The organism is Neomicrococcus lactis (assembly GCF_014200305.1).
Taxonomy (GTDB): domain Bacteria; phylum Actinomycetota; class Actinomycetes; order Actinomycetales; family Micrococcaceae; genus Neomicrococcus; species Neomicrococcus lactis.
Map to the genome: position 1 here is coordinate 2,251,968 of NZ_JACHBL010000001.1, position 14,012 is coordinate 2,265,979.

Consider the following 14,012-nt stretch of genomic DNA (forward strand, 5'->3'; position numbering starts at 1 on the left):
AGAGGATTTAGCTGTTGTTGGAGACGAGCGTGTAGCCGGCTTCTGCGACAGCCTCGCCCACAGCCGTCTCGTCAATGGGCTTGGAGCTGGTGATGGTTGCAGTGGAAATTCCGCCGGCGTTCAGGTCAACATCGACCTTCTCGACGCCTTCGATAGCAGAGATTTCCTCGGTGACAGACGAAACGCAGTGACCGCAGGTCATGCCATCGATGCTGACTTTGAGGGTTTCGCTCATGGTGTTCTCCTTAGTGGTTTCCACGGAAGCCGAGCCTTCTTGGGGGGAGCAGCAGCCGCAGGATGAATTGTTGGTGACTGGAAGGTTGGTCATTTTTCTCCTAAGTTATCGAAGCAAACGGCCAATAGCCGCGGTCGCCTCGTCTATTTTTTCCGTAAGGGGGGACATGTCGCCGGATTTGCCGGCTTCTTGCGCGGCGTTCACCACACAGTGCCCAATGTGATCATTGACGAGGCCCAAGGACACCTTGTGAAGGGCCGCATTGATAGCGGACATCTGCGTCAAGATATCAATGCAGTATTTGTCCTCTTCCACCATGCGCGCGACGCCGCGGACTTGGCCCTCAATGCGGCTGAGGCGCTTGAGGAGGGCATCCTTGTTTTCGCTATATCCGTAGGTGGAGGTCTCATCGTGCATGCCTGCAATATACCCCTACCTGGTATTGGTTTCAAGGCTCGCTCATTAATTACGACGGCGAAGCCATGGGACTGAGTTTCTTGACGGGAAACTCAGTCCCATGGAACCCTTGAGGGTGACCCGCCTCACACCACCGCTAACGATTGGAACACCAATGACTGTTTCCCCGAATGAGTCATTCTCAACCATCTCCGTAGCAGCGATTCCCGCCGAGTCTGCGAAGCGCTACCCGAATGACATCGCCATCATCATCGGCGATGAAGAGATCACGTTCCACGATCTTTGGGAGCAGACCAAGAGTTACGCGGGCGCTTTGAAAGCTCGCGGCGTGGGACCTGGCGTTCCCGTGGCGGTGTTGATTCCTAATGTGCCGGACTTCGCTCGCGTCTACTACGCGATCTTGGCGCTCGGTGGCATTGTGGTTCCCATCCATGCCTTGTTGCGTGCCCGCGAAATTGAATACGTCCTTCGCGACAGCGGCGCCAAGACGCTGATCTGTGCTGCCCCACTCTTGGAGCAAGGCGCGGCCGGCGCCGAAGCCGCAGAAGCCGAGGTTCTCACGGTGATGGAGCCGGAAGATGGTGCCCAGTTCACTCGAGTCGAAGCGCTCGCCGCAGAAGCTGAGCCCATCAGAACCTATGAACCGTGCCGCCCAGATCAGACGGCCACCATTCTCTACACCTCCGGCACCACCGGTCAGCCAAAGGGTGCTCTTGGCAATCATTTTGCGCTTGTAGAGCAGACCTCCACGGTCTTGACCAGTACTTTCGATATGCGTCGCGGTGACAAGATTTTCGGCGGTCTTCCGCTCTTTCACACCTTCGGCCAGACCGTAGTGCTCAATGCTGGCCTCCGCGCCGGCTGCACAGTAGTCCTTTGCCCACGCTTCACGGGAGAGGCCGCGCTGGACTTGATGGAAAAGCATGACATGGACCTGTTCTTCGGCGTCCCCACGATGTACATGGCGATGGTTGCCGAGAGCAAAACCAACCCGAAGCGCTCCAAGAAGCTTCGTTACGGCGTTTCCGGCGGCGCGGCTCTGCCAGTTGCCGTCCACGAAAAGTTCAAGGACAGCTTCGGCGCCAATATTCACGAAGGCTACGGCCTCACCGAAACTTCGCCGGTGGCAAGCTTCAATCACGTGGGAATCGAACCGCGACCAGGAACCATCGGCACGCCTGTGTGGGGCGTGGAAATGGGCATTGCCCGTCCGGAAGTCACGGATGCCATTGAATTGTTGCCTGTTGGTGAGCTCGGTGAGATCGTGATCCGCGGTCACAACCTCTTCCAGGGCTACCTCAACCGTCCTGAAGCCACGGCCGAAGCCGTGGTCGATGGCTGGTTCCGCACCGGCGACTTGGGAACCGCGGACGAGGACGGCTACTTCACGATTGTGGACCGCAAGAAGGACATGATCCTGCGCAACGGCTACAACGTCTACCCGCGCGAAGTCGAGGAAGTGCTGTCCAAGCACCCGGAGATCGTGAGCGTTGCGGTCTACGGCGTCCCTCACGAGATCCAAGGGCAAGAAATTGTTGCGGCCGTGGTGGTATCTCAAGGCAGCGCTGTCACCTCTGAGGAAATCCTTGCGTACGCGAAAGAACAATTGGCCGCCTACAAGTACCCGCGCATCATCGAGATCATGCCGGAGCTGCCACTCGGTCCTAGCGGCAAGATCCTCAAGCGCGAGCTGACTGCCCGTTACTCAGAGTAAGTGGGCAGCGGCGCCGTCGTACTCTCGCCTTCCCAGCCCATGAGTCCTCCTGCAAAATTCAATTTTGAAGCACGTGCTTGGGGCTTGGTGGGCAAGTGTTCTCTGATTCGACACGATGCGTCCACAGCACCCTGATTCGGCGAGCCATAGGTCTACGCCAGATAGACTACTTTGCATGTCAGACGCGCTAACTCTCATTGATTTGTTCGCTGGTGCTGGCGGTATGACACAAGGGTTTCACGAAACGGGACGCTTTAAAACTGTTGCAGCTGTTGAAATGGATCAACACGCGGCGGCCACGTACTCACTGAATCATGAAGTCGATCAACTTTTCGCGGGAAGCATCGAAGATTGGCTTGAAGGCTCGAACGTTCCTCAGGTGGACGTCGTAATAGGCGGTCCGCCGTGTCAAGGGTTTTCGGCGCTGGGAAAGCAAGACGTTCTTGATGAACGAAACTTTCTTTGGAAAAAATATGCCGAAACAATCGTTCTTGCGAAGCCAAAATTTTTTGTGCTCGAAAACGTCAGGCAGTTTCTGAAGTCTCCGCAATTCTCGGACTTTGAAGCGGCAACGCTGCCTGGAAACCTTCTTCAAGACTATGAATTACAGCCCTACCTACTGAATGCCGCAGATTTTGGTGCCTATCAATCCCGAACTCGGACCATTGTCATCGGAAGATTGCGAGAATTGCCCGAAGTGACAATGCCGATGGGTGATTTCGTGGGCTCACATCGTACGGTCGATGATGCATTTGCAGATATCGAGCCTTCAGTATCGAGGACTAGTTTCCCGGATGTCGCATTCGACTTCAATAACCGAGAGGTCCCTGGACCATTTCGAACATCTGATCTGCATGTAACGAGGAACTACACGTCACTTTCGCTAAGCAGATTCGAGCGGATACCAGCTGGCGGTAATAGATTCAACATCCCATTTGAACTCCTTTCCGAGTGTTGGAAGAAACATAAGTCCGGATCCGGTGACGTAATGGGCCGTCTTTATTGGGACAAACCATCTGTAACCATTCGCACTGAGTTCTTCAAGCCTGAAAAGGGTCGGTATCTTCATCCCGATCCATCCGTGCATAGGGCAATCACACATTTTGAAGCAGCGAGGTTGCAGGGGTTCCCTGATTGGTATCAGTGGGCTGGAACGAAGGTTTCCATCGCACGTCAAATAGGCAATGCTGTGCCTGTGCAACTCGCGCGTGCGTTAGGGGACATTGTCGCCAATCAGTTCGCGGAAAGTGAATCGAGATCCGATGAAAAGAGTGCAGCTTAAAGGCTTTCTTCTGAATCGGTGCTGAACAAAAATCTATTTCTATGAAGTCACTAGTTGATATTCGACAACTTTTGCGGTTACTTTGAACCATGAACTTGGGAGTAATGTGAGCGTCTCAGACTGGGGTGGATCCGAGAGCCAACTTGGGATCTTCGTTGAAGATCAGTCGCGTCAAATCCTGGCTGCCTATGATGCCAAGCCGGACTTAGTTCGAGAACACAGCAATATTGAACTTGCCATCAGTCAGAGTGGATATGGTCGCAAGCAGCTGAACGAGCTTATTCAGAACGCGGCAGATGCTGTCGACGAATTCGACGGACGTATACGTATGGTTCTTTCGGGCGATAGTTTGTATTGTGCAAACAACGGCTCGCCTTTAACTGCTGAAGGATATGCAACTCTCGTTTCATCCCATTCCTCGGAAAAAAGAGACGATCAGATCGGCCGTTTTGGGCTTGGATTTAAATCCGTTGTTCAGATTTCAAATTCACCGAAAATGTATAGCCGTAGCGGCTCTGTTGGCTGGGACCGAGAGCGTAGCGCTGAAAAGCTTAGATCCATATGCCCGGGATTGGAGGCGTACCCAATTCTCCGCTTGGGCTATACGCTGGACCCGATTCAGGATGCTGCAACGGATTCGATTCTTGCTGAGCTGATGACATGGGCAACAACTGTAGTTAAGTTGCCTCTCAACCAACAATCCGCGTGGCTAAGTAAAGCTATTGAAGATTTTCCGCATGAGTTTCTCTTGTTCTCACCGAGCATTGCGTCGCTCGAATTTGACGATAGAAACGCCGGGAATATTACGACCTGGACGGCGCAACGAACTGGGGCAAACGTTGTTCTAACCAATGGTGACGTTAGAGAAGAGTGGCGTTTCTTCCAGCATGAGCACGTAGTGAGCCCCCAAGCCGCAATCGAGGCTGGTTCTATTGCGGCACGTGAGACCGTGAAAGTATCTTGGGCCGTGCCCATGGAGGGTACCCAACGACGTACTCGCGGTTCATTCTGGAATTTCTTTCCGACTGACCACCAAACATCTCTCCGGGGCATTGTTAATGCTGCCTTCAAGATGAATGAAGACCGTCATAGCATTCTCTCGACCATGTACAACCGAGAGATTCTGGAACGAGCGCTTCCAACAATCGTGATGGGAGCTCTTCCCAATCTGCAAAGTGAAAAAGACCCAGCAAGTTTTCTAGATCTTTTACCCGCACGTGGCCGTGAGAGCCTTTCCTGGGCAGATGCAACTATCAACGAGCCAATTTTCAAGGCACTGTCCGTTGCAAGTTGTCTACCTGATCGAAACGGACAACTTCGATTTATCTCTGACCTAATTATTCCTCCGGATCTGGATGAAGCCACACGACTCGAATCGATGTGGGACGAAGCTGTGAGTAAGGATAGGCCTTGGCTGCATGCAGCAGCGCTGAAGACAAAAGAACGCAAATTGATGGTTCGGCGTTTGCTTGCCTTGGCAAATAAGGGCCGCGCATCTGTTGAAGAATGGCTCGAGGAAGTAACTCGCTCTAAGGAATTTAGCGACATCGAGAAGGCACTCAAAATGGCTGTCGAAATCGATAAGCATTACGAGATGCATCGGGCCGCAATGCGGCGGAGCCGGATTGTCCCCATGCAAGATGGAACACTTCAGGCTCCAATTACAACAAAAGTCTTTTTGCCAATCGACGACGAAGATCGGGGAACAAATGTCGTCGCCTATGACTTTGTTCATTTTGGTGAGGCGGGACGCCTGCTTAAGCAGCTAGATCTACAAGCTCTGGATGATCGGGGCAAGGTCGACCGGATCGCTCGAAAAGTTTCCGATGACTATAGTGACCCCACTATCGCGGAGTCTTTATGGAGGACTTCGCGGTCCATTCCCATGGCTGAATTCATTTCGATCATCAATAACCGCTTAGATCCAACGCGGCTTCTAGCACGGTCAAAAAGTGGCACTTGGGCGCCACTTTCAGACTTGTGGTTTGCGGGCGATCTAATTCCAAGCAATAGCATCGGCGACGAACACTTAGTTGTAGACGACCTGTTTCATCGGCAGGACCGAGAAATACTCAGGAATCTTGGTGTACTAAGTAAACTCGCCGAGCCCACGAAAGTCGATTCCGGGCCCGACTACATGGCGTGGAAGCAGAGCGAAGCCAAGCGCATCTCGGAAGAGTCAAAGAACTCGCCTGTTCCTGTGTCTGAGGCATCTCTTCGATTCTCACCGGCAAGGGCAACTAAGGGATTGCATTTGCTTGCGGGCGCCTCGAGAGGCACCCGATCGAGGGTGACGCAAATTTTGCTGGGCCTTGAGCACTTTAAGGCCACCGTGGAATCTAGCTCGCAATTTTCGAAGCCTACTAGTCTTGAAGGTCCAGACCTCTGGTGGATTCGCAATTTTGGCGTTCTACAAACGAGGTTAGATCTTGTAGATGTCAAATATTGTGTGGGAAATGTTGAGGATATTCCTTCAGGATTCCTTCCAAATCCTGGACCCGAGAATGCCGAAAAGTTGGGGCTCCCGACTCAGTTCAACCAAGTAAATTGGAGTTTCGTTCTTCCGCTGGCCGAAGAGCGCCTTCAGCTTGGGAGGATTCACGAGTTGTACGCGATCTTGGCCAGCCATGGCGCTAGAAGGCCAGTCGAAATACTTGTTGAGAACCAGGTAGGCGAAAAATCGAGACAGCGGTCCGAATTTGTGTCCGTCACGGGAGACAAAGAGACCTTTAATTTCCTGAAGAATGTCATGGAATCGCCGGCGATCTATTTGGAGAGCACCGAAGCGGTCGATGCGCTACGTGACATGTGGAAGTTGCCGGAGGTAAAGGCTGAATTCTTTGATTCCATCAGATCTAGTCAGATTGAAGGCAAAACAGAGCAAACGATAGAAGATCTTTTTCCGCAGCTTCACCTGGCGGAGTCGAAAGTTCGGCGCACGTATAAGTGCATTCCATGCTCCACCCTTGAAGCTGTCCGGGCTAATTCTCTTAATTCCCATATTGAGACTAAAGTCTCGGAGTTTTTGAAGGAAGGCAGTACCTTTTATTACCAGTCGGAGATACCGACAAGAAAACTTCTGAACTATCTCTTGCAGGCTTTCGAAAGCAACAAGAAAGCGTTCGATGTCGAACAAGCGATGAAGCGTATCGCTAAGGCGCAAATTCAAGAAGCGAAGAACGGCAAGGGAAAGCAACAAGCTGCAGCCGACAAGCAGAAGTCGCTGAAGACCCATGCTAGCGGTTTCATTCCAATGGACGTCGAGCGCGATCTTGGAGAGCAGCTCCAACTAATTAAACACGCAATTCTGAGTCACCTCGATACCGCTGAAGCGAGCGTATTTGACGTTCGTCTGAGCTTTGAAGTTGATAATTCCAAAGGTATTTCAGAAGAAATCGTGGCAAAGGTCCGGGAACATGCTAGCCGGCTAGGCGGACAAGCAACTTTCGAAGGATAGCCATGGTCTTAAGACCCGAAACAGACGTTGGTACTCGTGAGTATGTAAAGCCTGACCCGTCAACTCTGGCCGCAATCGGGGTTCACCACAGCTTCTCAAGCGCTCTCGCGGACTTGGTCGATAATTCAATTGATGCTGGTGCAACGCATGTACGCATACGTTTTCTAGAGCAGCTTGGTTCGATCATAGGGCTGCAAATCATCGACAACGGAAAGGGTATGAACTCTGATGAGATAAGACGTGCCATGACTTTCGGAGCAAGACGAGATTATGGGTCCGAGGACCTGGGATATTTCGGTTTGGGGTTGAAAGCGGCGTCATTGTCTCAATCTGAATCTTTTGCCGTGTTCTCAAGACAAGAGTGGTCGTCTGCCGTAGGTCGCTTTATGGACCACTCTGTGAGTGAAGATTTCTCTGTCGGAGTTCTTTCCTCGGATATTGCGTTGGCCAATATTGAAGATACCAAAGGTATTGAAATTTCGAGCGGGACGATTGTTGAGTGGCATCAGCTGAAGGATTCCTTGAACTCAACTGAGAGTGACGTGGTCGCCGAATGGAAGTCAACAAAGATTCGTGAAATTCGCCATCATTTGGGTCTTACCTTTCATAGACTTCTGGAAGATGGCGTCCTGTCAATAGGAGTTGACAGTTTCGACGTTGATCGCAAGTTGGCGCTCCCGGCTTTGTCGATCGAGGCAATTGATCCGTTCAAGAACTCGATCCATAGGGGTGGTTATCCTCGAACGTACGTGGCAAATCTCCCGGACGGCGCATCGTTTAGTTGCGAAGGGCATATCTTTCCACCGAAGCTCAATACGACTGAGTTCGATCTGTACGGGGAGCCAGGAGAGCGCAGACAAGGGTTCTACCTTTATCGGCGGAACCGTCTGATCGCCACGGGCGATAACTGGGCTGGGTTACGCATTCCCGACGGCGAGTTGGGACTCGGAAGAGTCAAGCTTGAGCTGGACGAAGCGACGGAAAAGTACGTTGCCCTGAATCCTGAAAAAATTGAGCCCGTGTTTACAAAGGAGTTCAGTGCGGCCTTGCGGCTTAGCCACTCGACAGATGGTGAGAACCTCCCTTTCACGGACTTTTTTGACGACCTCCGTCGCTTGCAACGTGACAGTCGGCGAAGTTCACGGAAACCGATTAGTTTGGTTGAACCGGGACTTGGAATCAACCCGGGCGTGATAGATCAGCTCAAAGAGTTTCAGGATTTCGCCGACTACGATCCGATATCTATACGTTTTGTCACTCTGGGTGACTACGAATTCTTTCGGGCTGACCGAATCAACAGGAGAATTGACCTTAACGTCAATATTGTCCGGACCCTATCGGGTCGAGACGGAAGACTAACGAATTCCGATGGACAACTAATTAAGATTCTGCTCTATTTTCTTCTACAAGATGACTTCAAGATTGAGCAGAGATGGGATGCTATTCGAATCGAACGGCATCGTTTGATTAACTCGTCCCTAATATCTGCGTTCTTTGACGACTTTGGTTCTGAGGAGAGCTCAAATGACCTGGGTGACTAAGGTAAGGCGTACAGATGTCACAAAGTAATGCTCCCGCCAATGGAGATGGTCAAAGGCTTGCACCCGAAACTGTTGATCGGTTTTTTGGATCCGCAGATATAGTTCCGATTCCCGTGCTGAATGAGCCGTACTGCGAACTTAGGTTCCATCCCGATCCCCAAATCATGGAGTTACGTGTATCGACGAACGACTCACCACCGGAACTCGTTGGCCTCGAGAATATTAATGTTGATCAGTTCTATAACGATTCTGAGCGGACCTATTGCCTGCGCGTGAATGCGAAAGACATCCGCTTTCTTGCGTATTCGTTTGTGGCAGACGTCGTGGATTCAATTGCTCAAGGACACACTTTGGGTGAGGCGATCGGGAAATCCATCGAGGGCTATCAGCAACTGGTGAAGAGGCAAAGACGATTAAGTGACGAGAAGCAGACCGGCTTGATTGGCGAATTGCTGTTTCTCCAGTTTTTGTGTGGTCATAGCGAGAGTGCGGCACTTGACGCCTGGCTTGGGCCTTCTGCTGAACAGCATGACTTTTCCTTTCTTGACTTCGACGTCGAAGTCAAGACGACTAAATCTGAACGTCGAGTACACAGAATCTCGACGGCCACACAGCTGGAACCGAGCGTTGGTCGTGTGCTTTGGTTTCTTTCAGTGCAGATCACTGCAGCTGGCAGTTCGTCCAATGGTTTCAGCTTGGATCAACTGATTTCCCAGGTCGGGGACCTGTTGGGTTCCAGGCGGGAGCGATTCTTGTCGTACCTTCGAAAGCTGGGGTGGGACGAGTCAGAATTGCATTCTTATCCTGAGAAGTATGTTCTCCGAACGGCTCCAGCGTTCTATCTCGTTGATGAGCGCTTCCCGGCTTTACGGGCATCGTCACTCAAAGTTCAAGTTGAGGGTTTCCAACATCTGTCGGAGATTTCTTATCGAACTGATATTTCCCATTTGATTCCGTCTGAGCCGCCTTCCAGCGTCTCGGAGTTTAGCAATGTAGCAAGTGCGCTACTGAGGAGATGGTAATGAGCGAACTACGAAATTTGAGCGAAGCCGTATCCGCTGCGCTTGGTAAAGGTGGTCAGAGCCGGCCGAAGACGCTGTTGAGTCGCGTCAATCTTGAATTGGAAGACATTGGCGAAGAGGAAATAACAATTTCGCAGTTGGTGGACTATTTAGTTTCGACTGAAGACCCGAACGATCGTGGGCTGGTCGACTTTCGTTTGGCCCTTGCTAACTGGGATCAAACTTCGGATGCCAGTTGGCTTCGGGACATTCCTGAGGAAGCGCTGGTTCCAAAGGGTGAGAAACGACGCTCATTCGTGCTTGCGAAGCTGGGGTTTACAGAGGATAGCTTTCAGAGTCTCAACCGGGCGTATCCAATTATGAATGCCGGTGTGATCGTCTCAAATCCAAATGATGATGGGCGATGGCCGTGGTACGACGAGAAGCGCCGAGAACGGGACCAATACTGGAGCGTTTATAAGGATGTGCTCAAGAGTCGTGGATTTGATGCCGAGTCTATCGCTGTACTTGACGAGTCAACTACGGAAATTGTGAGTCGCTTTGCAGACCCAACCTGGGAAGACATGTACCAGTCGAAAGGCTTGGTTGTCGGTCACGTTCAAAGCGGAAAGACTGCAAATTTCACGGGAACCGTGGCAAAGGCAATCGACGCGGGTTACAGGCTAGTCATCATTCTCACTGGAACTCTCGAACTGCTCAGAGGTCAGACGCAGCGTCGACTCGATAAGGAGTTGGTGGGTTTTGAAAACATAGTCGGTGGCATTGATCTTACGGACGAAGTTCTGGCGCGCGAGAATATTGACTATATAGCGAACCACGATGCTGATTGGTTGGCTGGCGACAAGTTTGTAAAGTTCGGATATGACCCAGAAAGTGTCGCTGGAGTCCCACACATCATTCGGCTTACCAAGAGCACGGACGACTACAAGGCGCTAAAGGCTGGGCTAAGCGCCTTGGATTACCGGACCAATCTGAGAAGTGATCAGAAGATTTACCACCCCGATAATCTGTGGGACACCCCCGTTCGATTGGTTGTGGTGAAAAAGAACGCAATTGTTCTCAAGAAGTTGATTAAGGATCTAAAGCAAATTCGGGGTAATACTCAGGACTACCCTGCCCTGATAATCGACGATGAGGCAGACCAGGCCGGAATCAACACAAAGAAGCCGCCAGTGTCGCTTACTCGCGAAGAACAGTCAGAAGAGCAAACGCGAACCCGTGAACGGACGGCAATTAACAAGTTGCTTTCTGAACTCCTAACAATCCTTCCGCGTGCGCAATACGTTGGTTATACAGCGACGCCAATTGCAAATGTCTTTGTTGATCCGACAGACGTCGACGACATATACCCAAAGGACTTCATTTTTAGTCTTGAGCCACCCAAAACCTATATGGGTGGTAAATCGTTCCATGACTCACATCGCGTAATGGACCCGGATGAGGAAAAGACGGCTTCGAACAGTAATGAAGCCGCCTACGTCCGTGACATTAATTCGATGCCGGATCAACCGGAGGATCGTCGTCATGAGATGCAAAAGGCGTTGGACTCATTTGTCTTATCAGGGGCGATTAAGTTGTGGAGGAAAGGTCGCGGAGCCTCCGGCGACTTCAAGCACCATACGATGCTATTTCACGAGTCTGTGCGTCAAGACGAGCATGCTGCGCTGGCTAGGGAAGTGGAAGTGCTGTGGAAGAGATCGGACTATTCAGGGTTTGAGGGATACGACCGTCTCTCGTTGCTCTGGGATAGCGACTACGTAGAAACTATGATCGGGCTAGCCTCGAGAAGTGATTCAGAGAAACCTGACCCGAAGACGCATCTAATTCCTCGGTCTTTTGATGATGTTGCGGTTTATCTTCCGGAAGTCGTGCAGCTGATTGAGCAAGGACACAGTCCCGTCGTAGTCGTTAACGGTGACAAAGACAGCGAGTATACCCAGGAAGGCGCAGACTTTCAGAAGGGCCCAGTTTGGAAGATCCTTATCGGTGGCGCCAAGCTTTCGAGAGGTTACACAATTGAGGGTCTTACGGTGACCTGGTACTCACGCCGCGCGTTGGCGTCGGATACGTTGATGCAAATGGGTCGCTGGTTCGGATACCGGCCGGGGTATCGCGACTTGGTTCGCTTGTTTATTGGTAGGAATGTGCCAATCTCCACTAACAGCGCCAAGACTTATGATCTGTTCGAAGCTTTTGAGTCAATTGTTCAAGACGAGGAACGTTTTAGAGAGCAGTTACGTCAATTTGCAGAGGTTGATGAATTCGGGATGCCTCAAGTGAGGCCAATCGAAATTCCGCCACTGGTCTTCCAAAGCATGCCATGGCTGAGGCCAACTGCAAGAAATCGGATGTACAACGCCGAGATCGTTCAGTACGCGGGGGGCTCCCGCTTCAAAGACTTCTTCTTCATTCCTTCACGAGACCCGGCTGTGTCAAAGAACAAAGAAAATTTGATTGCTATGACGCCAATATTGCGGAGGCTAACAGAGGAAGAGCAATTTCACTATAAGACGGAAAGGAATAACGAATCCTCCTATATGGGAATGACGGGGATGGTTCCCGCTGAGCTGCTAGTTAGTTCCCTCGCAAATTTTTCATGGAGTGAACCTGATTACTTCAAAGCCGATCTCGAATTTGTTAGAAGCGCAATCCAGAAAGGTGACATCACGCACTTCAAGGTCGTAATGCATGTGCCGTCAAAGGACCGCTTCTTGAAGGAAATAGATTTGCCAGGTTTGACAGGGTCAGAGTTCCCCATTGTGCGTCGAAAGCGGCGTGAAGAGCGCAGAGATTTCTCCGGCTCTTCGCGTTGGACCAGACAGCCGCTGGAGCGGCAGTTTACTTTGAAGAAAGCGAGCTCAGATACTTCCCCGCGCACTATTGGTGCGGTCATCCTCACCTTGGCGGCTGACCAGTGGGTGGGCGGAATAAGCGACTCTTCTCCAGAAAATCTGGGTCCTGACCCGGTGAATCCAGAAGACATCGCAACACTGTTTTCGTGGGCGCTTCCGCATGATGCTGCTCCCAAAGGAAAAGCAGGCTTTCGGGTTCGAGTTCCGGAGCATCCTGATGCTCCTACGGTTGAAATTCGATGACCGTTTCGGGTCGTCAAATAATCTCATGAAGCGGTGAAACTACGCCCAATGCTCTGAACAGGTTGGGCGTGGTCAATGTTGGTAGTGTTGAGGCGTGAGTGCTTCTACTGTTTCTGTGCGTCCGATTACCGCTTCCGAACACCGCGCTCACCTCGAGCAGTACCCGCAGGCATCGTTCCTGCAGTTGCCCGCATGGGCCGAGGTGAAGAAGGAATGGACCGCCGAGTACCTCGGATGGTTCCGCGATTCTGCCTTGGTGGGTTCTGCGCTGGTTCTGCACCGTCCCACGCCCGTGGTGAAGTACACGCTCGCTTACATTCCTGAGGGCCCCGTGTTCAATTGGGAGAGCGAGGATTTCAACGAGTTCCTCAAGCCGATGATCGCGCACCTTAAGAAGAACCGCGTCTTCATGATCAAGATGGGTGCACCGCTCATTCGCCGCGTTTGGAAGGCTGCGGACGTGCGTAAGGCGCTCTCGCAGGGTTCCGCCGCTCTCATTTCCGAATTGCCGGAGGCTTCCGCATCCGCGCGCGCCGATTTCGTAGCCGCTTCCTTGCGCGCTAACGGCTGGCGGAAAGAAGAAGCTGGCGAAGATTTCACCGTGGGCCAGCCAGAATTTCAGGCTCGGATTCCACTTAAGGACGACGACGGAGCTCAACTGGACGTCGACGGCGTTTTGGCGCAAATGAACCAAAATGCGCGACGCGAAACGCGTAAGGCCGCCTCGGGTCCGTTGGATGTGACTGTGGGTTCCTATGAGGACATTGAGCGCTTCCACACCTTGTACCGTGAGACCGCCGAGCGTGACAACTTTACGGGCCGCCCGCAGTCCTACTTTGAGACCATGTTCACCGCACTGAACAACCACAAGCCGGGAACGTGCACTGTCTACGTAGCCTCTCATGAAGGCGTGGACTTGGCGGCAGCCGTTCGCGTGCACTCCGGCGAAGGCGCTTGGTACGTCTACGGTGCGTCATCCGCCGTGGAGCGCAAGCTGTTTGCTCCGAAGGCTCTCATGCACCGCATGATCAGCGATTCCGTGGCCGAAGGCTGCTCCTTCTTGGACCAGGGCGGCGTGTCCGGAACCCTGTCCAAGGAACACCACTTGGCCGGCCTGACCTTGTTTAAGACCACCCTGGGCTGCGATGTTGTGCAGACCGTGGGCGAATGGGACCTCACCCTGAACAAGTTCTTCACCACCGCGTACGAGTTCTACATGAAGAAGCGCGGGAAGTAGCCCCAACATTTC

At 52.1% G+C, this 14,012-nt stretch carries 9 protein-coding genes; 7 read left to right on the forward strand and 2 right to left on the reverse strand.

Annotated features, from left to right (window positions below):
• Positions 1–7: 7 nt before the first annotated feature.
• Together BKA12_RS10185 and BKA12_RS10190 are read right to left on the reverse strand one after the other, a co-directional pair.
• The gene (locus BKA12_RS10185; protein ID WP_246361666.1) at positions 8–328 is read right to left on the reverse strand and encodes a heavy-metal-associated domain-containing protein; all 321 of its coding nucleotides are present in this window, start codon (positions 326–328) and stop codon (positions 8–10) included.
• Positions 329–340: 12 nt separating this feature from the next.
• Complete coding sequence (locus BKA12_RS10190; protein ID WP_183643379.1) at positions 341–652, reverse strand: metal-sensitive transcriptional regulator; 312 nt, start codon at positions 650–652, stop codon at positions 341–343.
• A 154-nt stretch (positions 653–806) separates the two neighbouring features.
• On the opposite strand from BKA12_RS10190, the gene BKA12_RS10195 reads away from it, so the two are divergent.
• The 7 genes from BKA12_RS10195 (at position 807) to BKA12_RS10225 (ending at position 14,000) form a co-directional block, all read left to right on the forward strand.
• On the forward strand, positions 807–2,366 hold the full coding sequence (locus BKA12_RS10195; protein ID WP_183643382.1) for a long-chain-fatty-acid--CoA ligase: 1,560 nt from the start codon (positions 807–809) through the stop codon (positions 2,364–2,366).
• A 175-nt stretch (positions 2,367–2,541) separates the two neighbouring features.
• Positions 2,542–3,648, forward strand: a complete 1,107-nt coding sequence (locus BKA12_RS10200; protein ID WP_183643385.1) for a DNA cytosine methyltransferase — start codon at positions 2,542–2,544, stop codon at positions 3,646–3,648.
• Between the two features lie 106 nt (positions 3,649–3,754).
• Positions 3,755–7,105: a sacsin N-terminal ATP-binding-like domain-containing protein gene (locus BKA12_RS10205; RefSeq protein ID WP_183643388.1), complete on the forward strand. Its 3,351-nt coding sequence runs from the start codon at positions 3,755–3,757 to the stop codon at positions 7,103–7,105.
• 2 nt (positions 7,106–7,107) lie between these two features.
• Positions 7,108–8,646, forward strand: coding sequence for an ATP-binding protein (locus tag BKA12_RS10210; RefSeq protein ID WP_183643391.1), 1,539 nt, complete (start codon positions 7,108–7,110; stop codon positions 8,644–8,646).
• A gap of 14 nt (positions 8,647–8,660) precedes the next feature.
• The gene (locus BKA12_RS10215) at positions 8,661–9,668 is read left to right on the forward strand and encodes a PD-(D/E)XK motif protein (protein ID WP_183643394.1); all 1,008 of its coding nucleotides are present in this window, start codon (positions 8,661–8,663) and stop codon (positions 9,666–9,668) included.
• Positions 9,668–12,763 (forward strand): Z1 domain-containing protein, encoded by a 3,096-nt coding sequence (locus BKA12_RS10220; RefSeq protein WP_183643397.1) that lies wholly within the window; start codon positions 9,668–9,670, stop codon positions 12,761–12,763. Before BKA12_RS10215 ends, BKA12_RS10220 begins: the two co-directional genes overlap by 1 nt.
• Positions 12,764–12,857: 94 nt before the next feature.
• Positions 12,858–14,000, forward strand: coding sequence for a peptidoglycan bridge formation glycyltransferase FemA/FemB family protein (locus BKA12_RS10225; RefSeq protein WP_183643400.1), 1,143 nt, complete (start codon positions 12,858–12,860; stop codon positions 13,998–14,000).
• The last annotated feature ends 12 nt before the right edge of the window (positions 14,001–14,012 follow it).

Excerpts from the sequence above, each read along its gene's own strand:
- BKA12_RS10200 (WP_183643385.1), top strand. The coding sequence starts at position 2,542 with ATGTCAGACGCGCTAACTCTCATTGATTTGTTCGCTGGTGCTGGCGGT.
- BKA12_RS10215 (WP_183643394.1), top strand. The coding sequence starts at position 8,661 with ATGTCACAAAGTAATGCTCCCGCCAATGGAGATGGTCAAAGGCTTGCA.
- BKA12_RS10185 (WP_246361666.1), bottom strand. The coding sequence starts at position 328 with ATGACCAACCTTCCAGTCACCAACAATTCATCCTGCGGCTGCTGCTCC.
- BKA12_RS10195 (WP_183643382.1), top strand. The coding sequence starts at position 807 with ATGACTGTTTCCCCGAATGAGTCATTCTCAACCATCTCCGTAGCAGCG.
- BKA12_RS10190 (WP_183643379.1), bottom strand. The coding sequence starts at position 652 with ATGCACGATGAGACCTCCACCTACGGATATAGCGAAAACAAGGATGCC.
- BKA12_RS10220 (WP_183643397.1), top strand. The coding sequence starts at position 9,668 with ATGAGCGAACTACGAAATTTGAGCGAAGCCGTATCCGCTGCGCTTGGT.
- BKA12_RS10210 (WP_183643391.1), top strand. The coding sequence starts at position 7,108 with ATGGTCTTAAGACCCGAAACAGACGTTGGTACTCGTGAGTATGTAAAG.